10 protein-coding genes are annotated in these 22,191 nt (G+C 68.5%); 2 read left to right on the top strand and 8 right to left on the bottom strand.

Annotated elements, in window-relative coordinates; all coding sequences use genetic code 11:
- Positions 1-20 precede the first annotated feature (20 nt).
- From ACSYAO_RS02910 to purL, 3 genes are all read right to left on the bottom strand, one after another.
- Positions 21-1,874 (bottom strand): S8 family peptidase, encoded by a 1,854-nt coding sequence (locus ACSYAO_RS02910; RefSeq protein ID WP_049461663.1) that lies wholly within the window; start codon positions 1,872-1,874, stop codon positions 21-23.
- A 157-nt stretch (positions 1,875-2,031) separates the two neighbouring features.
- The gene (locus ACSYAO_RS02905; RefSeq protein WP_049461662.1) at positions 2,032-9,210 is read right to left on the bottom strand and encodes an ESPR-type extended signal peptide-containing protein; all 7,179 of its coding nucleotides are present in this window, start codon (positions 9,208-9,210) and stop codon (positions 2,032-2,034) included.
- Between the two features lie 438 nt (positions 9,211-9,648).
- Positions 9,649-13,533 carry a phosphoribosylformylglycinamidine synthase gene (gene purL, locus ACSYAO_RS02900; protein ID WP_143048192.1) on the bottom strand — a complete coding sequence of 1,295 codons (3,885 nt, stop codon included), beginning with the start codon at positions 13,531-13,533 and terminating at the stop codon, positions 9,649-9,651.
- A gap of 816 nt (positions 13,534-14,349) precedes the next feature.
- Here purL and ACSYAO_RS02895 point away from each other — a divergent pair.
- Positions 14,350-16,449 (top strand): glycosyl hydrolase family 18 protein, encoded by a 2,100-nt coding sequence (locus ACSYAO_RS02895; RefSeq protein WP_440566496.1) that lies wholly within the window; start codon positions 14,350-14,352, stop codon positions 16,447-16,449.
- A 60-nt stretch (positions 16,450-16,509) separates the two neighbouring features.
- On the opposite strand, the gene ACSYAO_RS02890 is transcribed toward ACSYAO_RS02895, so the two are convergent.
- A complete protein-coding gene (locus tag ACSYAO_RS02890) occupies positions 16,510-17,295 on the bottom strand; it encodes a DsbC family protein (RefSeq protein ID WP_049461830.1) in 786 nt (261 codons plus the stop codon).
- A 100-nt stretch (positions 17,296-17,395) separates the two neighbouring features.
- Entirely contained in the window at positions 17,396-18,373 is a 978-nt protein-coding gene (gene xerD, locus ACSYAO_RS02885) for a site-specific tyrosine recombinase XerD (protein WP_032128012.1), read from the bottom strand.
- Between the two features lie 56 nt (positions 18,374-18,429).
- Here xerD and ACSYAO_RS02880 point away from each other — a divergent pair, with 56 nt between their 5' ends.
- A complete protein-coding gene (locus tag ACSYAO_RS02880) occupies positions 18,430-18,921 on the top strand; it encodes an RDD family protein (protein ID WP_049461829.1) in 492 nt (163 codons plus the stop codon).
- Between the two features lie 54 nt (positions 18,922-18,975).
- On the opposite strand, the gene ACSYAO_RS02875 is transcribed toward ACSYAO_RS02880, so the two are convergent.
- From ACSYAO_RS02875 to lptF, 3 genes are read right to left on the bottom strand one after another with little or no spacing between them, the layout of a single operon-like run.
- A complete protein-coding gene (locus ACSYAO_RS02875; RefSeq protein ID WP_049461828.1) occupies positions 18,976-19,848 on the bottom strand; it encodes a hypothetical protein in 873 nt (290 codons plus the stop codon).
- A 54-nt stretch (positions 19,849-19,902) separates the two neighbouring features.
- Complete coding sequence (gene lptG, locus ACSYAO_RS02870; RefSeq protein WP_032128009.1) at positions 19,903-21,009, bottom strand: LPS export ABC transporter permease LptG; 1,107 nt, start codon at positions 21,007-21,009, stop codon at positions 19,903-19,905.
- Entirely contained in the window at positions 21,006-22,088 is a 1,083-nt protein-coding gene (lptF, locus tag ACSYAO_RS02865) for an LPS export ABC transporter permease LptF (protein WP_032128008.1), read from the bottom strand. The genes lptG and lptF overlap by 4 nt, the downstream gene beginning before the upstream one ends.
- Between the last annotated feature and the right edge of the window lie 103 nt (positions 22,089-22,191).

The raw sequence follows: 22,191 nt of genomic DNA, 5'->3' as shown, positions 1-22,191 counted from the left end.
TCAACTACGACAGTTCAAGCTTACTGCGTGGCGAGAATGCTCACCCCGTTGTAGGCCGCTTCACCCACCACCTTGATGTAGTAGGTGGCCGCCACCGGCTTGGTCACCCGCACCGTCTCGGAGGTGCCCGGACGGGTCGACTTGGCGTCGTTGTCGCTGGCACTGGGCTCACGGCCTTCAGCCACGTAGACCGAAACGTTGCCGGTGCCACCGTAGGTGATCACGCTGAACTGCTTGCCGGCAGCCGCTTCGAAGCTGTAGAGCTTGCTGCTGCCGGCCGCACCGGACAGGCCACCGACGGCGGCCTTGTTGGTCAGCGGCGTGGCCACCGGCCCGCAGTTCTCGGTGCACGGTTCTTCCAGTGCCTTGGCCAGCGCGGCCTTGGCATCGAGGATGCCGGTACCGATCGGCGTGGCTGCCGGGATGGCGACCGGGAACGGACGTGCGGTTTCCTTCAGCAGGGTACGCATCGCGGCCGGGGTCAGCGGATCCTTGCCCTTGGCGATCAGTGCGCTCTGCACCAGTGCAGCAACGGCGGCCACATGCGGCGAGGCCATCGAGGTACCGCCCATGCCCATGTAGCCCGGCGTGCCCGATTCCGGCGTGGTCGCCGCATTGGAGCCGGTCTGCCAGATGTAGCCACCCGGGTTGCCGTCGACACTGCCGCCGCCACCCGGACCGGACAGGTCCACGCGGGTGCCGTAGTTGGAGTAGTAGGTGATGCCGCCGGTGATGCGCGTGGCACCCACGGTCACCACGCCTTCGCAGCTGGCCGGACGGTACTTGGATGCGTTGTCGGCTTCATTGCCCGCCGCGACCACCACCGTGGTGCCACGCGAGATCGCGCCGTTGATGGCGTCCTGGTAGGTGCTGCCGCAGGTACCGCTGCCGCCCAGGCTCATGTTGATGATCTCGGCCGGGTTGGTGTTGGCCGGGATGCCGGTCACCGTGCCACCCGATGCCCAGACCACCGCGTCGGCGATGTCGGACAGGTAGCCGCCGCACTTGCCCAGCACACGTACCGGCAGCACCTTGGCCTTGTAGGCGACACCGGCCATGCCGACGCCGTTGTTGGTCTGCTCGGCCACGGTGCCAGCGACGTGGGTGCCGTGCCAGGAACTGTCCTCGGCCAGCGAGCCGTCATAGCACTCGTTGTCGTTCTCGACCCAGTCACCGTAGTCCTGCGCACCCGGCACACGATCGTTGGTCGGGCGCCGCGAGGTCTCCGCATCGCTGATGAAGTCGTAACCCTCCAGCAGGTTGCCGACCAGGTCCGGATGCTGCGGCAGGATGCCGGTATCGATCACCGCCACCACGATGCCCTCACCCTGCGAGACATCCCATGCCGCCGGTGCGTTGATGCCGCCGACCGCATTGTGCAGATGCCACTGGTTCTGCTGGTAGAAGGGATCGTTCGGCACCAGCGCCGGCTGTACGTTGCCGGCACGCAGTTCGGTGCGGCGCAGCTTCACGTCGGCTTCGGCGTACTGCACCGACGGGTCGGCCTGCAGTTCCTTCAGCACACGCTGCAGTTCGGCCGGGGCCAGGCGGCCCTGCACGCGGATCAGGTCCGCACCGGTAGCGAGCTTGCGTACCACCTGCGGGCCGAGGGTACTGGCACGTGAGGTACCGCCGGACAGGCTGGCCCGGGTCAGCGCCGACTGCACGGTGGACAGCTTCGCCGAGCGGTCGGTGGCGGCGGCAGCGCCGGCCCGGTACTTGACGATGATGCGCTCGGTGCCCGGCTGGGCGGTGCTGGCCTGGCGCACCGGTTCGCGGGTCGGCAGGCCGGCGGCGTGGACGGCACCGACGGCCGTCATCGACAGCACGGCGGCGGCAAGCACATTGATGCGAAGGTTCTGCTTCTTGATCACGTCGAATTCCTCTTCTGGGTCATGGATCGAACCAACACTGCGGCCATCATTCCTTGACGACTCCCGGCCGGCCCAGCCGGGATTGCCGTGACCTCCCCCCAGGCCCTCACTGCAGGTGCTGCGCCGGCGTGGGTGGCCGCCGGCGCGATGGAGTGGCTTACCAGCCGAAGCCGGCACCGACGCCAACCGAGCTGTCGTCGCTGCTGAAAGCACCGCCGAAGGTCACCGTGGCGCGATCGCTGATCGCACGCTGGTAGCCCAGCGACAACGCCGACTCGCCGCCCTGGAAACCAATGCCGACGCCGACCCGGTTCTGGGTGCGGATACCGGCGGCACTGGTGGCCATGTTGAGCATCGCCGCGCTCATCGCACCCTGGCGGTCGATGCGGCGATCCATGTGGCGCAGGCGTCCGTCGATCTCGCCCTTGAACACATCGAAGCTGTCGGCGACGGCCTGGACGCGGCTGTCGGTGTAGCTGTTGGCCGTGGCCATGCCACGGTCGAGCTGGCCCTTGTTGACCGCATCGGTGGCCGTGGTACCCGCCGCCACATTGGTGACCTGGCGCTCGTTGCCTTCACTGCCCACCGAGACCGTGTTGGCACGATCGGCAACCGAGCCCTGGCCCAGCGCCACGGCATTTGCCGCAGTGGCATTGGCGCCCTGGCCGATGGCCGTGGACGAAGCGCCACTGGCGACGGCGCCCTCGCCCATGGCGACGGCATTGAAGCCCGTCGCGGGAGTGCCAACCGGAATCCCGGCACCGGCGGCAGCAGCGGTCGGCGTGCCCTGCACACGCGCGGTGCTGGCCGGTGCCGCGTCGGCCGTTGCAGGTGCATCAGCGGTGCTTGCCAGCGGGCTCTCATCCAGCGAGGCACTCATCGCGCGCAGGTTGGCAGTCCCGGCACGCGAGCCACCGGCGGTTCTGCGGTCGATCTCGCTGACCTTGCGGTCCAGCGCGCCGAGCGCATCGCCGACGTTGCTGTAGGTGGCGCCCTGGATCACGTAGTTCGGGGCCACGAACACCCCCTGCATGCCGACGCTGGCACCACCGCCGAGGAAGCTGGCGGCATCGCTGAGCGACTGGAACAGCTGGCCGCCGTTGATCGCCTGGCGACTGCCCGCAGCGATGCTGCCGGCACCGACGTTGTCGATGGTGGTGCCCTGGAAGCCGGACAGGGTCAGGCGGTCACGGCTGGCGTCGTCGTAGCCGACCGCGCTGGCCGCGGTGGTTTCCACGGTGGCGATGCGCGAATCGAAATCGCCCACGCGCGTTTCCACCGCACCCACCCGCTGGTTGGTGACGTTGAGCTGGGAGCCGGTGATGGCATCGCTGCTGCCGGCGGCGATGCGGCCATCGGCCACATTGACGATGCGGCGCGTGGCCGGACCCTCGGTGCCGTTGCCACCGCCGACCGACACCACGTTGGCATCGAGCGCACGCGAACCTGCGCCCAGTGCCACCGAGTTGGCACCGGATGCGCCGGCGCTGGTACCCAGCGCAAGTGCACCATTGCCGATCGCCATCGCATTGGCACCCAGTGCATTGCTGCGTGCGCCGCTGGCGCTGGCCGCCGAACCGATCGCGGCGGCATCACTGCCGCTGGCGCTGGCGATACCTGCGCCGGTGGCCTTGACGTAACGCGCCGTGCCATCAGCGGTTGCGGCGACCGCATCAAGCTGGCCGCGATTGACCGCATCGGTGCGCTCGGTACCGGCGGCGACGCGGGTGATCTGACGATCACTGGTGCTGCTGCCCACCGACACGGTGTTGGCACGGTCGGCCACCGAGCCTGCGCCCAGTGCGATGCTGCCGGCCGCCGACGCGTTGGCACTGACACCCACCGCAGTGGCATTGGCGCCGGTGGCCTTGCTGCCGTAACCCACTGCAGTGCCAAGGCGACCACTGGCTTCGGCATAGCTGCCCAGCGCCGAAGCGCCGTCGGCCGAAGCATTGGCGCGGAAACCACTGGCCTGCGACTGGGTGCCGCTGGCCGTGGCCTGCGCGCCGCTGGCAGTGCTGTAAGCGCCCTTGGCCTGGGCGCCGGCGCCGGTAGCACTGGCGCCGAGTTCGCTGGCGCTGGCGCCACTGCCCACGGCTACGCTGTCGACACCAGCAGCCTGCGCCGCGTTGCCGAGCGCCGCCGCATTGTTGCCGGTGGCGAGCGCATCGAAGCCCACGGCCGTGGCATTGCCGGCCATGGCATTGGCACCACTGCCCAGCGCGGTGGCGCCGTTGCCGATGGCGTTGGCCGCGTTGCCGGCGGCCAGTGCGTTGTCACCGTCCACCAGGGCACCGGCCTCGCCATCGGCATTGCCGCTGGCCTGGAACTGCCGGCTGGTCTTGTCGGCGACGCTGGCGACTGCATCCAACTGGCCTTTGTTCACCGCATCGGTGGCTTCGGTACCGCCTGCGACATGGGTGACCTGGCGCTCACCGCCCGCCTTGCCGACGGCCACAGTGTTGTCACGGTCGGCCTTGGATCCGGCGCCGAGCGCGACGCTGTTGTTGCCATTGGCGGTGGCGTTGGCACCCAGCGCGGTGGCGCTGCTGCCCGCCGCCCACGAATTCCAGCCGATCGCCGTGGCGTAGTCTTCGGTGGCCCACGCGCCCGCACCGAATGCCGCGGCACCGGTGCCACTGGCACGCGACGGGATCAGGCCGAAGAAGGTGCTGCCACCGATCGCCACGCTTTCTTCGCCACTGGCTTCGCTGGACTGACCGACCGCTACTGCACCGGTACCGGCGGCGGCGGCACCGAAGCCGACCGCCGTGGTGTTGGCGCCACTGGCCGCCGAACCGTAGCCCAGTGCCGTGCCGAGCCGACCGCTGGCTTCGGCATAACCGCCGACAGCGGTAGTGCCATCGGCGGACGCGGCGCTGCGGAAGCCGCTGGCCAATGCCTGGGTGCCGCTGGCATTGGCTTCGGCGCCGCTGGCGGTGCTGTACGCACCACTGGCCTGCGCACGCGCACCGGTGGCTGTGGCGCCCAGTTCACTGGCGCTGGCGCCGGTACCGAGCGCCAGGCTGTCTTCGCCGGTGGCCTGTGCCGTGCTGCCCAGGGCAGCCGCGTTGCTACCGGTGGCCAGCGCATCGATGCCCACGGCGGTGGCGTTGGCGGCCAGCGCATTGGCACCACTGCCAAGCGCGGTGGCACCGTTGCCGATCGCATTGGCCGCGTCACCGGCCGCCAGCGCGTTGTCACCCTCGACCAGCGCCCCGGTTTCGCCATCGGCATTGCCACTGGCCTGGAACTGCCGGCTGGTCTTTTCCGCTGCCGCGGCTACGGCATCGAGCTGATTCCTGTTGACCGCATCATTGCCCTGGATGCCGTCGGCCACATTGGTGATCTGGCGGGTATTGCCACCGCCGCCCACCGATACGGTGTTGTCACGGTCGGCAATCGAGTCCGCACCCAGCGCCACGCTGTTGGCACCACGCGATTCGGCGGCGTTGCCCAGTGCGGTGCTGTTGATGCCCCCCGACCAGGCGCCACCACCCACCGCAGTGGAGTAGTTGCCCGATGCCTCGGTGGCCAGCAGACCGAACAGCGAGCCGCCAACGGCGACACTGTTGGTGCCGGTGGCCAGGCTGCCCTGGCCGGTGGCGGTGCTGTAGGCGCCGGACGCTTCCGAGTCGCCACCCACTGCCACGCTGTTGGAGCCGGAGGCGTTGGCGAAGTTGCCGAACGCGGTGGCATTGAACGCCGAGGCCTGCGCGTAGCCACCGATGGCGGTGCTGTAACCGCCGCTGGCTTCGGCACCGATACCGAAGGCCGCCGACGCCGTACCACTGGCTACGCTCTCGCTACCGACAGCGGTGGCCGCGTCACCACTGGCATTGCTGAAGTAGCCCACGGCCACGGCCTCTTCGCCGGACGCTTCGGACAGCACGCCATTGGCAGTGCTACCGGCGCCGCTGGCGATGCTGGCCGCACCGAACGCCGCGCTCTGCTCGCCGCTGGCTTCGCTTTCCGCGCCATGCGCGGTGGCGTACTCGCCCGTGGCCTGTGCGTTGGCACCAACAGCGCTGGCGTTGGCTGCGGTCGCCAACGCATTGAAGCCCAGCGCCTGTGCGTTGCTGGCCAGCGCGTTGGCGCCGCTACCCAGTGCGGTGGCGCCATTGCCGATGGCGTTGGCGGCATCACCGGCCGCCAGTGCGTTGTCACCTTCCACCAGCGCACCGGCTACGTCATCACCGTTGCCGCTGGCCTGGAAGAAGCGGCTGGTGGTGGTGGCCGTGGTCGCCACCGCATCCAGCTGCGCCTTGTTCACCGCATCGGTGGCCTGGGTGCCGGCGGCGACGTTGGTGACCTGGCGTTCGTTGCCGGCGCTGCCCACCGACACCGTGCGCGCTCGGTTGGCGACCGAACCGGCACCCAGCGCGACCGTATTGCTGGCGCTGGCATTGCTGCCCGCACCCAGCGCGATCGCGCTTTCACCACCGGCTACCGTGTTGGTGCCGATGGCGATGCTGTTGATGCTGTTGCCCAGCGCCTGGAAGCCCAGCGCCACGCTGTTGTCGCCATAGCCGAAGGCACCACGGCCGACCGCTGTGGAGCTGGCGCCGTTGGCCCAGCTGTTGTAACCGATGGACGTTGCGCCGCTGCCACTGGCCCAGGCCGCGTTGCCGAACGCCGAGGCATTGGTGGCAGTGGCCCATGCACCCGAACCGAATGCTGCTGCGCCACTGGCAGTCGCCCAGCTGTAACCGCCTACTGCAGTGCTGTCATCGCTGCTGGCGAATGCGCTGTCGCCGACCGCAACCGCATAGCTGCCGGTGGCGCGCGACTTGCCGCCTGCGGCGAAGCTGTTGTCACCACTGGCCTTGGCCGCGTTGCCGAAGGCGCTGCTGGCAGCCCCGGTGGCCTGCGCGCCGCTGCCGACTGCGGTGGCATCGGCAACAGCGGTGGTGCCCACCTGCTGCGCCGTGCCATCGGCACCGATGATCGGCTGGTTGAACTCGTCGTAGGCCTGGCCGAGGCCACCGATGGCGACACCGCCATTACCGGTGGCCGCGCTGTTGCGGCCCACGGCCACGCTGTCATCGCCGATGGCCGACGCGGCAGCACCATGTGCAATGGCACCTGCGCCGATCGCATTGCTCGACGAACCCACAGCGATGGAGCCTTCGCCATCAGCCAGTGCGCCAGCATCACTGCCCGCCTCCGGCTGTGCCTGGAAGAAACGCGCGGTGGTGTCGGCAGTGCTGGCCACGGCGTCGAGCTGGGCTTTGTTCACCGCATCGGTGGCTTCGCTGCCTGCAGCAACACTGGTGATCTGCCGCTCGTTGCCGGCGCTGCCGACGGCCACGCTGTTGGCGCGCACCGCTTCGGAATTCGCGCCGAGTGCCACACTGTTCGCGCCGCGTGCGGTGGCGTAGTAACCCACGGCCGTGCTCTGCGCACCGCTCGCCCAGGTCTGCGCGCCGAGGGCACTGGCGTTCTCGCCCGGTGCATAGGCGAAGTAGCCGACCGCGGTCGCTTCGGCGCCGGAGGCTTCGCTGAGGCTGCCGTTGGCCACGGCACGGTCGCCACTGGCGATGGCACCGGCACCGACGGCGGTGGCGGCTTCGCCACTGGCCTGGGTCTGCACGAAGAAGCCCAGGCCGGGGATCAGGTCAGCCGGACCACCGATGGCGACGCTGCTGGTGCCCGTCGCGTTGCTCTGCGTACCCAGCGCGGTGGAATAATCGCCGATGGCATTGGCCACGGCGCCGAAGGCCGACGCCTGCGCACCGGCCGCATAGGCGCCGACGCCGTAGGACGACGCCGCAAAACCACTGGCTTCGGCACTGGCGCCGACCGCAGTGCCGCCGACGCCTGCGCTGGTTGCGCCGGTTTCCACCGGCACGCCGCCGCTGGTGATCAGCGGGTTGCCGTCGGCATCCACCGCAGCGCCACCCACGGCAACGCTGCCCGGACCGTTGGCCTGCGCGTTGTTGCCGAACGCGGCACTGTTCTGGCCCGAGGCCAGCGCGTTGTTGCCAACGGCAGTGGCGTTCTGCGCGACGGCGGTGGCGCCGGCACCGACTGCAGTGGTGCCGTTGCCGATGGCATTGGCGGCCTCGCCGGCCGCCAGCGCCTCGTCGCCCTCGGCCAGTGCACCGGCATCGCTGTTGCTGCTGCCATTGGCCTGGAAGCGCTTGGCGGTGGAATCGGCCACGGCGGCGACGTCCTTCAGCTGACCGACATTGACTGCATCGTTGTCTTCGGTGCCTGCGGCCACGCTGGTGATCTGCCGGGTCAGCCCGTATTCGGCGGCACCAACGGACACGGTATCGACGCGGTCGGCCAGCGAGCCCGCGCCGAGCGCCACGCTGCCGGTGGCAACCGCAGCGGAATTCGAGCCCAGCGCGGTGCTGTATTCACCAACGGCGGTGCTGAATGCACCCACCGCAATCGACGCTTCGTTGGCGGCGGTAGCGCCGCGGCCCAATGCGGTGCTGCCCGGGCCCATCGCCACGGCACCGCCGCCCACAGCCGTGGCGCCATCGGCAGTCGCTTCGGACAGCGCACCCAGTGCGGTGGCCGCGCCGTTCTCGCTGGCGGCGGTCGCGCTTGCGCCAACCGCGGTGTCGCCAAGACCGAAGGCCGCAGCGCTCTGCCCGACCACCACGCTGGCATCGCCGATTGCCAAGGCGCCCTGGCCGAACGCGCTTGCGCCCAGGCCCGCGGCAATGGCCTGGGTACCGATGGCAGTGGTGGCATTGGCCAGCGACTGCGCGCCGGCACCGGCCGCGACTGCGCCCTGCCCGTCGATCTTCGCCGCGTCGCTGTCATCGCCTGCGCCATCGGCCTTGAAATAGCGGTTGCCATCTGCGGCAACGTCGGCCAGCGCAGCCTGGGTGGCGCGCGCCTGCGCGTCCAACTGCGCCTTGTTCACCGCATCGGTCGCCTGGGTGCCCGCCGCAACGTTGGCGATCTGCCGTTCCTTGCCGGCATCGCCGACGGACACGGTGTTGGCCCGCGTGGCCTTGGAGCCAGCGCCCAGCGCAACGCTGTTGGCGGCACTGGCATTGCTGTTGCTGCCGATCGCCACCGCGTTGCTGCCCTTGGCCGTGGCCGAGCCTTCGATCAGGCACTTTTCGAGCAGCTTGCCGCTGAATGCAACGCAGGTGGCGCTGCCGCCGATCTGCACCGACTGTGCTGCGGCGCTGCCGCTCATGCCCAACCCCATTGCCAGGCCCAGTGCCACTGCCAACAGTGCGGGCGTGGCCTGTGTCGCATCGCGGCGCTGGTCGACGACCCCGCCGCCGCTGTCGGAGGAGGCCAGTTCCGAGGCCACCACCAACTGACCCAATGCTTTGTTCCAGACCTTGCGATAAATCCGATTCATCGGTACGGCTCCTGATTGGACTGGTTTTGGGCAAAGCAACGCCACCGCTGGGCTTTCCGGCCCAACGTCCCCTGGGGGCGTTTATTCGCGTGATTTACTGCGGGGTATTGCCGAACGGCGCGCAGCGACAGAAAACCGAGCGCGTGCGCCAAGCGGTTACTGCGAAATGAATGATTCTGAAACGGGGCTCAAGTGTTAACGGCAACTTTGCAGATCGTCAAGACTTTGACACAGCAAATCCTATTGCCGTGAAGCACATCACTATTTCACGTGTTTATGAAAGTATTTTGTTATACATGCGTGACGATTCCTCGACGCATGAAAATGCATGTAACTAGCGGTCGCGACTGGAGTTTCAAGCGCGCAAAGAAAAACCCGCCGATCAACGGCGGGTTTTTCCATACGCGATGGCATTGAGGCCTGCGCGATGCAGTGCGATCAGCCGCACCACACCCGCGCGTTGCGGAACATGCGCATCCACGGCGAGTCACCCTGCCACTCGGTCGGAGCCCAGCTCAGGTTGAGCGCGCGCGGGGTGCGTTCCGGGTGCGGCATCATGATGGTGACGCGGCCGTCACTGCTGGTCAGGCCGGTGATGCCGTCCGGCGAACCGTTCGGGTTCAGCGGGTACTGGCTGGCGACGTTGCCATTGCCGTCGATGTAGCGCAGCGAGACGCGTGCGGCGGCCTGGTCAACGGCGTTGTCGAACACCGCCTGGCCTTCACCATGCGCCACCGCCACCTGCAGGCGTGATCCGGCCATGCCACGCAGCAGGATCGACGGCGATTCCACCACCTCCAGCAGCGCGGTACGGGCTTCGAACTGCTCGCTGGCGTTGCGGCGGAACTGCGGCCAGTGCTCGGCCCCCGGAATGATGCCCTTCAGCTGGCTCATCATCTGGCAGCCATTGCACACGCCCAGCGCGAAGCTGTCCTCGCGCGCGAAGAATGCGGCGAAGGCATCACGCAGCGCACTGCGCTCCAGGATCGAGGTGGCCCAGCCACGGCCGGCACCGAGCACGTCGCCGTAGCTGAAGCCACCACAGGCGACCAGGCCGGTGAAGTCCTGCAGGGCCACGCGGCCTTCGATCAGGTCGCTCATATGCACGTCGAACGCGCGGAAGCCGGCACGTTCGAAGGCGTTGGCCATTTCAATCTGGCCGTTCACGCCCTGCTCGCGCAGCACGGCCACGCGCGGGCGCGCACCGGTGCTGATGAACGGCGCCGCCACGTCTTCGTTGAGGTCGAAGCTGAGCTTGGGCTTCAGGCCCGGCGCCGTGAAGGAACGCGCAATCTCGCGCTCGGCGTCGGCGTTGGCCGGGTTGTCGCGGCGCTTCTGCATCGCGTGGGTGACCGACCACCAGGCGTCGAACAGCGCGTCCCAGCGCCACTCGGCCAGGTTCTCGCCGCCCAGCGACACGCGCACCACCGGCGCGGTGGTCGGCTTGGCGATGCGCTGTGCGCATTCGGTCAGTGCGTGGCGTTCGACCAGATCGGCGAACGCAGCACGGTCTTCGCGCGCGATCTGCACCACCGCACCCAGTTCTTCATTGAACAGGCTGCGGAACGGATCATCGCCCCAGGCATCGAGGGTGATGTCCAGGCCCAGGCGCGAGGTGAAGGCCATTTCGCACAGCGCAGCGAAGGCACCGCCGTCGCTGCGGTCGTGGTAGGCCAGCAGCAGCCCGGACTGGCGCGCATCGCGGATCAGTTCGAAGAAGCCACGCAGGCGCTGCGGGTCGTCCAGGTCCGGAGCGGCACCGGCGAAAGCCGGCAGTTCGCCGTGGTCGGCATGCACCTGGGCCAGGATCGAACCGCCCAGGCGCTGCTTGCCGGCGCCCAGGCCGATCAGCCACAGCTCGCTTTCCACGTCGCGGTCGAGCAGCGGCGTCAGCTGCTGGCGCACGTCGGCCACCGGCGCAAACGCCGAGATCACCAGTGACACCGGCGACACGCTCTTGTGCGCTTCGCCCTGGTCGTGCCACTGCGCCTGCATCGACAGCGAGTCCTTGCCCACCGGGATGCTGATGTCCAGCTGCGGGCACAGTTCCATGCCCACCGCCTTCACTGCGTCGTACAGCAGCGCGTCTTCGCCCGGGTGGCCGGCCGCGGCCATCCAGTTCGCCGACAGCTTGATCTCATCCAGCGCATCGACCGGGGCCGCGCACAGGTTGGTCAACGCTTCGCCCACCGCCATGCGTGCCGAAGCAGCGGCGTCGAGCAGGGCCAGCGGGGTGCGCTCGCCGATCGACATCGCTTCACCGGACACGCCTTCGAAGTCGGCCAGGGTGATCGCCACGTCGGCCACCGGCAGCTGCCACGGGCCGACCATCTGTTCGCGTGCGGTCAGGCCACCGACGCTGCGGTCACCGATGGTGACCAGGAAATTCTTTGACGCCACCGTCGGGTGCGCGAGCACGCGAAGGCCGGCTTCCTGCAGGTCCAGGCCGCCGGTCTTCAGCGCCGGCCAGCGCGGGGCCGACGGATGCGCGGTGTCGCGGTGCATCTTCGGCGGCTTGCCGAACAGCACATCCATCGGCAGGTCGATCGGCGCATCGGCCGGGGTGTGGCCCGGCACCGCACCGTAGGCCACCACCAGGTGTTCCTCGGCAGTCGCCACGCCAACCGCGGCGAACGGGCAGCGCTCGCGGGCACACAGTGCGGCGAACTCGGCCAGGCGCTCCTGGGCCACGCCCAGCACGTAGCGTTCCTGCGACTCGTTGCACCACAGCTGCATCGGCGACAGCGACGGATCATCGGTGGGCACCTTGCCCAGGTCGATGACACCGCCGACCTTGGAGTCGTGCAGCAGTTCGGGGATGGCATTGGACAGGCCACCGGCACCAACGTCGTGGAAGAATTTGATCGGGTTGTTGGCGCCCATCGCCACGCAGCGGTCGATGACCTCCTGGCAGCGGCGTTCCATTTCCGGGTTGTCGCGCTGCACGCTGGCGAAGTCCAGGTCCTCGGCGCTCTCGCCGGAGGCCACCGAACTGGCGGCACCGCCGCCCAGGCCGATCAGCATCGCCGGACCGCCGAGCACAATGACCGCATCACCGGCCTGCAGCTGGATCTTGTCGACCTGCACGCGGTCGATCGCGCCGAGGCCACCGGCCAGCATGATCGGCTTGTCGTACGCGCGCACCAGATCGGCGCCTTCCGGCAGCTCGAAGCTGCGGAAGTAGCCGAGCAGGTTCGGGCGGCCGAACTCGTTGTTGAACGCAGCGCCGCCAAGCGGGCCGTCGGTCATGATTTCCAGCGCCGGTGCCATGCGCGGGTTCAGCGCGCGCGGCGCTTCCCACGGCTGCGGCAGCTCCGGAATGCGCAGGTGCGAGACCGAGAACCCGGACAGGCCCGCCTTCGGCTTGCCGCCGCGGCCGGTCGCGCCTTCGTCGCGGATCTCGCCACCGTTGCCGGTCGAGGCACCCGGGAACGGCGCGATCGCGGTCGGATGGTTATGCGTTTCCACCTTGATCTGGAACGCGCTGGGCACCTGCGGCTCGCGGCGGTATTCGCCGCTGGCCGGATCCGGGCGGTAACGCGACGCCGGATGGCCTTCGATCACCGCGGCGTTGTCGCTGTACGCGCTGAGCGTGTGCTGCGGGGTCTGCTGGTGGGTGTTCTTGATCATCCGGAACAGCGAGCGGTCCTGCTCCTGGCCGTCGATGGTCCAGCTGGCGTTGAAGATCTTGTGCCGGCAGTGCTCGGAGTTGGCCTGCGCGAACATCATCAGCTCGACGTCGGACGGCGCGCGGCCGAGCGCGGTGAAGCGTTCGCGCAGGTAGTCGATCTCGTCCTGGGCCATGGCCAGGCCGAGGCGCTGGTTGGCAGCCTCCAGCTGGTCCACCGGCACGCGTTCCAGTTCACCGCGGGCCGGCGCCGAGAACAGCGCCTGGCCCTGTTCCACGGTCTCCAGCACCGACTGCGTCATCGGGTCGTGCAGCGCCTTGACCAGCGCCTGCTGGGCGGCGGCATCGGCCGGCCACCCCTGCACGTCGATGCGCAGGCCACGCTCGACCCGGCTGACCGGCTGCCCGGCACCACGGACCAGTTCGGTGGCCTTGCTCGACCACGGCGACAGCGTGCCCAGGCGCGGCACCACGATGCGGCTGACCGCGCCGTCGGCCACGGCCTCGGCCTGCGGCGCGGCTTCGAGGATGCGGCACAGGGTGGTCAGGTCGGGGGCGGCGCTGCCTTCGGGCTGCACGAAGTAGACGTGCCAGGCACCGCTGATACGCAGGGAGGGAGCGATGGACTGCAGGCGGGATTCAAGACGTTCGCGGCGGAACGGCGACAGGGCGGGCGCGCCCTCGAGGACCATCATGTCCGGGGAACCGTAGTTGGGAAACGGGCCCGACATTGTACCGGAAGCGGGGGAAGGGCTTTGGCCGGGCGGCGCCCGGCACCCGCCGAGGCCAAGGCAACGGCAACTGCCAAAGCAAAAGCGGGGTTCCCGTGGGATGGCGGGGTGGGTCCGGTTGCGGGGGACGCCGTGAATCCGTCCATGGAGGCTCGATCGCCGCATCCATGCGGCTCACGCCCCCGCAACCGGACCCACCCCGCCTTCGACAGATTTCCGAGATCTGCAGTAGATCCACGCCATGCGTGGATGCTCCCCGGTAATGCCGGCCGCTGGCCGGCAACCAGGGAAATCTCAGAAGTCAGGCATTGAAGAGCGAAGCGATCGGCTTCTGCTTTTGATTTTTTGTTCTGTCTTCCGTGGCTGGCCGCGCAGGAACCTGTCCGTGGCCGGGCGGGTGGGCTGCGCAGGGGCGTAAGCGCCATGGATGGCGCGCCCGAGCCTCCAGGGATGGATTCACGGCGTCCCCTGCGCAGCCCACCCGCACGGCCACCCCCCAGAAATCCGCTGTTCGCGGAAAGCCCCAGCCACGAGGGGGCTCCGCCGATGGCCGCCGACCGCGCACCAGCGCCGCTCTCCGCCAAATCCCCGAACCATGCACTCGCTCACGGATTGACCACACGATTGATGACAACGTTGTCCCTACCTGGTGCCGGACTCTCTCCCCGGCCTCCCAGGTACCTCCGTCCGCCCCCTCCGTCGCCTTCCCGGGCGACGCCCGGACCTGCGTCACGCGCGGCGCCATCGGGGCCCGCGCGCCCTTTGATCGGAGACTTACCCATGTACGACCCGATTGTGCGCAGTGCCGAACGTTCGACCCGAAGCTCTCGTCCCCGCCGCCTGGCCTGGCTGCTTGCCCTGGCCGCCGGTACCGCCGCCCTGCCCGGCCTGGCGCAGGCCGCCAGCTGTGCCGGCGTGGCCCAGTGGGACCAGGCCAAGATCTACCGGGCCGGCGATACCCTGCAGAAAGGAGGCGTCCTCTATCGGGCGAACCAGGACATCTGGAACGCGCCGCCGGACCATCCGGCCGGTGCGCCCTACTACACCAACCTCGGTGCCTGCGATGGCAGCGGCAGCAACCAGCCGCCGGTGGTCAGCCTGACCTCGCCGGCCAACGGCGCCACCTTCAGCGCCGGCAGCACGGTCAACGTGACCGCCAACGCCAGTGATCCGGACGGCAGCGTCGCCAAGGTCGAGTTCTTCCGCGATGGCAGCACGCTGGGCGTGGCCACCAGTGCGCCGTACGCGGCCAGCTGGGCCAATGCCAGCGCCGGCAGCCACACCCTGCGTGCAGTCGCGACCGACAACAACAACGCCACCACCAGCACCGCGACCATCACCATCACCGTCAATGCCGCCGGTGGCGATACCACCGCACCGAGCGTGCCGGGCGGGCTGGCGGTCGGCACCCGCACCGCCAACAGCATCGCGCTCAGCTGGAGCCCGTCCACCGACAACACCGGTGGCAGCGGCGTGGCCGGCTACGACGTGTACCGCAACGGCAGCCTGGTCGGTTCACCGTCCAGCGCCAGCTACATCGATGGCGGGCTGACTGCCTCCACCACCTACCGCTACCGGGTTCGTGCCCGCGACAACGCCGGCAACGCCTCGGCCCAGGGCACCGAGATCAGCGCCACTACGCTGGCCGGCGACGGCGGCACCACCGGCAAGCGGGTGATCGGTTACTTCACCCAGTGGGGCATCTACGGCCGCAATTACCGGGTCAAGAACATCGACAGCAGTGGCTCGGCCGCACGCCTGACCCACATCAACTACGCGTTCGGCAACGTGCGCAACAACCGTTGCGAAGTGGGCATCACCCAGCCGTCGGATCCGAACAGCGGTGCCGGTGGCGATGCCTTCGCCGACTACACCAAGGCCTTCAGTGCCGCCGAGAGCGTCAGCGGCAGTGCCGATACTTGGGACCAGCCGTTGCGTGGCAACTGGAACCAGCTCAAGCAGCTCAAGGCCAAGTACCCGGGCATGAAGGTGCTGATCTCGCTGGGTGGCTGGACCTGGTCGCGTGGTTTCTCCAGCGCGGCGCGCCCGGAAAACCGCCAGGCCTTCGTCGCCTCGTGCATCGACGCCTACATCAAGGGCAACCTGCCGGTGACCGACGGTGCCGGTGGCGCCGGTGCCGCACTGGGTGTGTTCGACGGCATCGACGTCGACTGGGAATACCCGGTGGCGTGTGGCATCGAATGCGGCAAGCCGGAGGACAACGCCAACTTCACCGCGCTGATGGCCGAGTTCCGCCGCCAGCTCGATGCGGTGCGTCCGGGCCTGCTGCTGACGGTGGCGGTGGGTGCCGGCATCGACAAGATCCGCGTCACCGATCCGGCCGCGTACCACCCGTACCTGGACTACATCAACGTGATGACCTACGACTTCCACGGCGCGTGGGATGCGAAGACCAATCACCAGTCGGCGCTGTTCGATTCGCCGAATGATCCGTCCACCGGCGACCAGAAGCTCTACAACAGCAACGACGCCATCGAGGCCTTCATCAGCCGTGGCGTGCCTGCCGCCAAGCTCAACCTGGGCATCGGCTACTACGGGCGTGGCTGGACCGGTGTGGCCAACGCCAACAACGGCCTGTACCAGACCGCGACCGGCGCTGCCCCGGGCACGTATGAAGCCGGCATCGAGGACTGGAAGGTGCTGAAGAACCTGGCGTGGCCGAGCTACACCGACAACACCGCCGGTGCCACCTGGATCTACAACGGCAGCACGCTGTGGAGCTTCGACACCCCGGCCAACATCACCCGCAAGATGGGTTACGTGAAGACCCAGGGCCTGGGCGGCGCGTTCGTCTGGGAGTTCAGTGGTGACGATGCACAGGGCACGCTGACCAAGGCGGTCAGTGATGGCCTGAAGTAAGAAAAAAGCCGGGGATGCGGCACGCATCCCCGGCCTCCCACCTGTAGAGGTCGGCGGCGATCAGCGCTTGGCCGACAGCTTTTCCAGCGCCGCACGCAGCTGCGCCGGCGGCAGGTAACCGCCCAGCTGGGTGCCATCCGGCGCGAAGATCGCCGGCGTGCCGTTCACGCCCAACTGCTGGCCCAGCGCGTACTGCATCGCCACCGGGTTGGTGCAGTTCTTGGCCGGCACACTGCCACCGCGCTTGGCGTTGGTCAGGGCCTGGCGGCGATCCGCTGCACACCAGACCGAAATCATGTCGGTGTAGTCCTTGCTGCCCAGGCCCATGCGCGGGAATGCCAGGTACTCGACCGAGATGCCGTTGCGGTTGAGCTCCGCGATGTCCTGATGCAGCTTGCGGCAGTAGCCGCACTCGATGTCGGTGAACACGCTGATGGTGTACTTGGCGTTGGGCGCAGCGAATACGATGCGGTCGCCGTGGTTGGCCTTGGCCAGCAGATCGCGGCGGTAGCCGAGCAGGCCTTCGCTGTTGGCCGGGCCCTTGGCACGCGTGTCGTAGGGCTGCGACTGGAACAGGTAGCGGCCATCGTCGGACACGTACAGCAACTGGCCGGAGACCACGACCTCGCGGAAGCCGGGGAACGGCGCAGCGCCGATGTAGTCCACCTGGAAGCCGGGATTCAGGGCGGTCAGCACGGCGCGTACGGCCTGGTCGGCCGAAGCGTTGGCGGCCGGGACGGCCTTGGCCGCGGCCGCGGCGGGTGCCTTGGCGGCCGGCGGAGCCGGCTGGGCGCAGGCGGTCAGGCTGAGCGCACCGAACACGGCGGCGATGGCAAATCGGAGCATGGAGCGGTCCGCGACAGAAGAAGACCCCGGATTCTGACACAGCCGCCGCTACCGGGCCGCGACACCGCCCACCGTCCGAGGCCGGGGTTCAGGCCGCTGCTCAGCCGCGCGGATGGTGGCGCGCGTGCAGCTTCTGCAGGTGTTCGCGGGCCACCAGGGTGTAGATCTGGGTGGTCGACAGCGAGCTGTGGCCGAGCAGCATCTGCAGCGCGCGCAGGTCGGCGCCGCGGTTGAGCAGATGCGTGGCGAAGCTGTGGCGCAGGCCATGCGGGCTGATCCGCACCGGATCGATACCGGCCACCTGCGCGTGGCGCTTGACCAGATGCCAGAACGCCTGGCGGGTCAGCGCATGCAGCGTCGGCTCGACAAACAATGGGGTCTGCCCATCGGCCAGCGCCTGCACCTTGCCCTTGCCGACCAGCTGCGGGCGCGACGCCTGCAGATAGCGCTCCAGCCAGTGCTGCGATTCCTCGCCCAGCGGCACCAGCCGCTCCTTGCTGCCCTTGCCCGTGACCCTCAGCACGCCCTGGCGCAGGTTGACTGCCGTGGCCGGTAGCAGCACCAGCTCGCTCACGCGCAGGCCGGCCGCATACATCAGCTCCAGCATGGCACGGTCGCGCAGGCCCAGCGGACTGTCGATGTCCGGCGCCGCCAGCAGTGCGTCGATCTGGCTTTCGGCCAACGCCTTCGGCAACAGCCGCGGCAGCTTCGGCGGGTCCAGCAGGGCACTGGGGTCCTCGCTGCGTTCACCACGGCGCACGCCATCGGCGAAGAACGCGCGCAGCGCCGACAGCAGGCGCGCATTGCTGCGCGGTGACCAGCCATGCCGGGTGCGCCAGGCCAGGTAATCGAACAACCCCGGGCGCTCGATGCCGGCCAGGCCACCGTCGCGTCCATCCATCCAGCGCGCCAGCCCTTCCAGGTCGCGCCGGTAGCTGTCGAGGGTGGCGCGGGCCAGGCCGTTCTCGGCCCAGATCGCATCGAGGAAGCGCTGGATGCGCGCGCTGTCGTCGGCGCGCAGCTCGGGCAGTTGCTGCACCAGCTGGCGGCGTTCGGCGGGGGTGGAAACAAGGGCCATGGGTGCAGGATACGAGGGCCACTGCGGACGCGGCCAGCTTTGCGTATGCTCGGCGCATGTCCCGCCCCGCCACCGACACGGCCCCTGCGGCCGCTACCGAAATGCCCCGCCCACGTGCCTTGTTGGCCTGGCGCGTGCTGGCGATGGTCTACGACGCACTGCCGGTGCTGGCGCTGTGGATGCTGGCCGGCACGCTGTTCACCCTCGCCTACACCTTCAGCGGCCACGCGCAGCGCGAGAACATCGCACCGTTCAGTGCCTGGCAATGGCTGCTGTGGGCGGTGTGCTGGGGAATCACGGGGTGGTACGCCACGGCCAGCTGGCGCCGTGGCGGACAGACGCTGGGCATGCGACCGTGGCGGCTGAAACTGCAATCGAGCGATGGCACGCCGCTGCGGCGCGGCCAACTGTGGCTGCGCTTCGCGGTGGGCTCACTGTCGCTGCTGCTGGGTGGACTGGGGTTCTGGTGGGCATGGGTCGACCGCGACCGCCTGACCTGGCACGACCGCGCCAGCGGCACCCGCCTGATGCGCATGCCGAAGCGGTGATGCACCACGTGTAGAGCCGAGCATGGGCTCGGCTCCACACGATCAACGCAGCGATCAGCCAGCAGGTGCCGGATCCGGCAGGATCACCGCCGGCTGCGTCCAGAGGTCGAAAAAGGCGGACGCAAACGCATTGGCCTGCACATCGTCAGCCGCCGGCGACTGTCCGCTCAACTGCGCACGGGTCTTCACGAACTCCTGCCACAGTTTCAGGCTGGCCTTCTTCAGGCGCTTCTGCTCGCCTGCATCGGTTGCGGCAAGGTACTGCGCGTACAGCTCGCGCATCGGTTTGCCCTGGGCCTCATAGGCCGCCGGAAGCGGCGGCAGCTGGGCGGCAGTGAAAGCCACCGATGCTGCCGGCGGCCGGTAGCCATCCGGCCCGAAAGCCTCCTTCAGCTCGTCCCCGGCATCCAGGTATTCGAAGAAGCCAGGCACGTTGTAGAGCTTGGTCCGGTAGTCGGACGAGGTATCCGGGCTGCTGGAGACCACCGTGTCAGGCAGTTCGCCCTTCAGTCCTGCGTCCCAACGGCGCGGAATGAAGAAGCCGGTCGCCTTCACGTAGGGACCCTCGATCTCCACATCGTTCAGTTCGATCTTCGACGCCAGGTTGCCGGTATTGGTTTTGCTGGTGACGTACTGCTCGGTGACGATCACGTACTCGGCCATGGCCGGGTTGATCAGCCCGCCGATCCCGTCGGCGTAGACAACCATGCGTACGCTGCCGATCTTCTCGCTCTGCAGCCGGTACTGGCCCGGCTCCAGGACCAGGGGCATGGAGGTGTGCGGCGGCAGGGTATGCACCTGCTGGTCGACCGACAAGGTCAGCGGTGCATCCGTCGGGTTGTCGATCTCGAAGTCGACGGTGGACCGGCTGCAGCCGGCAGAAAGCAGCACGGCCGCGATGTACGGCAGAAAGCGTTGGAAGCTCATGTTCGTCCTTGAAGTGAAACGGAAACAGCCGGGCCTTGCCCGGCTCCCTGGGAATCAACCTGATTTGCGCCGGAACAGCAATCCGGACACTGCCAGCATCACGATCGGTGGCAGCGCATAGGCAATGCGGTAATCGAACTTCAGCGCGCCGGCCATGCGCCCGAAGAACAGCTGCAGCAGCCAGAAGCCCAGCGCGAACAGGATGCCCAGGAACAGGCGCTTGCCCATGCCGCCGCTGCGCAGCGAGCCGAACGCGAACGGCACCGCCGCCAGGCACAGCGCCAGCACGTTCAACGGGTAGAACCAGCGGCTCCAGTACACGTCCTCGAAGTCACGCGCGTCCAGCCCGTTGCGCTGCCGGTAGGTGATGCTGGTGCTCAGTTCGGCGAGGCTGAGGTTGCGCGGCTTGGCGATGCCGGTGGCCAATGCGGCCGCATCCAGCTTCGAATTCCACGGTTCGCGCGCGATTTCCTGGCGGGTCGCCGAGCGCTCGCCGAAGGTATCGCGACGTACCCCTGTCAGCACCCAGCCATCCTTGTCATGCTCGGCGGTGTCGGCATGGGTCAATGAGGCGATGCCCCCGTTCTCGGCGATGCGGTACAGGCGCACGTCTCGCAGGATCAGGCGCGTGCCCTTGTCGCCGACCAGCTGCTCCTCGCCGCTCTGCGCGTTGAGGAAGGTATCGCCCTCGCGTGCCCACAGGCCCGAGTAGCGGCTGGTGGCGATATCCCGCCCCCACTTGGCGCTGGACTTCAACGCATCGGCGCGGTCCTGGCCCCAGGGGCCCAGGGTCTCCGCGCTGAACACCATCACCGCGGTCAGCAGCGACAGCGCGATCGCCACCGAAACGCTCAGGCGCTTGCGCGACAGGCCCAGCGCTCGCAGCGCGGTCAGCTCCGAGGTCGCCGCCAGCTGGCCCAGGCCCATCAGTGCACCGATCACCGCGGCGGTGGGGAACATGGTGTAGGCGCGGCGTGGCACCGTGTACAGCACCCAGGCGGCGGCATGGCCCAGCGTGTAGCCATTCTTGCCGATGTCCTTGAACTCGCCGGAGAACGCCATCACCACGTCCAGGCCGACCAGCACGGCCCAGGTCAGCAGCACCGTGGTGAACACCGACCGGCCCAGGTACAGGTCGAAACGCATCGGGCGCAGCCTCATGCGCGGGCTCCCTTCGGGCGGCCCAGGCGGCCATCACGTGCATACATCCAGATTGCCAGCGCCAGCAACGGCAGGGTCAACCACCACAGGCCGAGCGCTGGGGGGATCTTGCCGTTGGCGATCCAGCCGCTGCCGATGAACATCAGATTGGTACCGACCATGTAGGCCATCAGCGCCAGCATCATGCGGCCGTAGCGCTGCTGGCGCGGCGAGCTGCGGCCCAGCGGCACGGTCAGCAGGGCGAACGCCAGCGCGATCAGCGGCGGCGCCAGGCGGCGGTGCAGCTGCGCCTGCGCCTGCGGACGCTCATCGCCGATCAGCTGCAGGGTCGGCATCAGTTCCGGGTCATCCTCGGTGCGGGTCTGCGCGCCATCGGGCAGGGCCACGTCATTGCGGGCGAAGGTCGCCAGGCGGTAGTCCAGGCCACCGGCCACCGGCCCTTCCACCTGGTGGCCGTCATCCAGCTCCAGGAAGCGCTGGCGGGTACCTTCGAAGAACATGCGGCCGCCATTGGCCGACACCACCTCCAGGCGGTCATCCTTCTGGCGCTGCAGGAACACCTTGCCCAGCTGGGTGCCATCGGGCGAGATCGAGGACAGGTAGACCACGCCGCCGTTGGGCAGGGGGGTGAAGCGGCCCGGCTCCAGACCGGCCATCAGCACGCTGCGGTTGGCCTCGATGATCATCTGCTCGGCCACCCGGCCGGCCCACGGGCCCAGCCACAGCGAGCAGGCGCCCACCAGGGCCACCACCGGCACCACCAGCATCAGCAGTGGCCGCAGCAGTCGCTTGGGGCCGACACCAATGGCGGTGATCACTGCCATTTCCGAGTCGCGGTACAGGCGCGCGATGGCCAGCAGCAGGCCCAGCATCAGCGCCAGCGGCAGGATCAGCGGCAGGTAGGCGATGAACTGCAGGCCCAGCTGCGAGAACAGCAGCTTGGCCGGCAGGCGCCCGTCGGCGATGTTGCCGAGGATGTCCACCAGCACGCCGCCCACGCTGACCACCAGCAGGACGATCAGGGTAGCCAGGAAACTCTGGACGAAATCGCCCAGCAGGTATCGGTCGAGCTTCAGCATGGGGCGGTGGTTTAAACTCTGGGGTTCGTTCGCGGTGCCGCCCAGTCTACTGTCTGGGCGTAAACGGCCTGCGATTGTACGGACTCGCCAATGGAATCTGCTC

The organism is Stenotrophomonas sp. STK16_22, from assembly GCF_051984505.1.
GTDB lineage: Bacteria > Pseudomonadota > Gammaproteobacteria > Xanthomonadales > Xanthomonadaceae > Stenotrophomonas > Stenotrophomonas maltophilia_A.
This window is presented reverse-complemented; position numbering and strand designations above follow the sequence as displayed.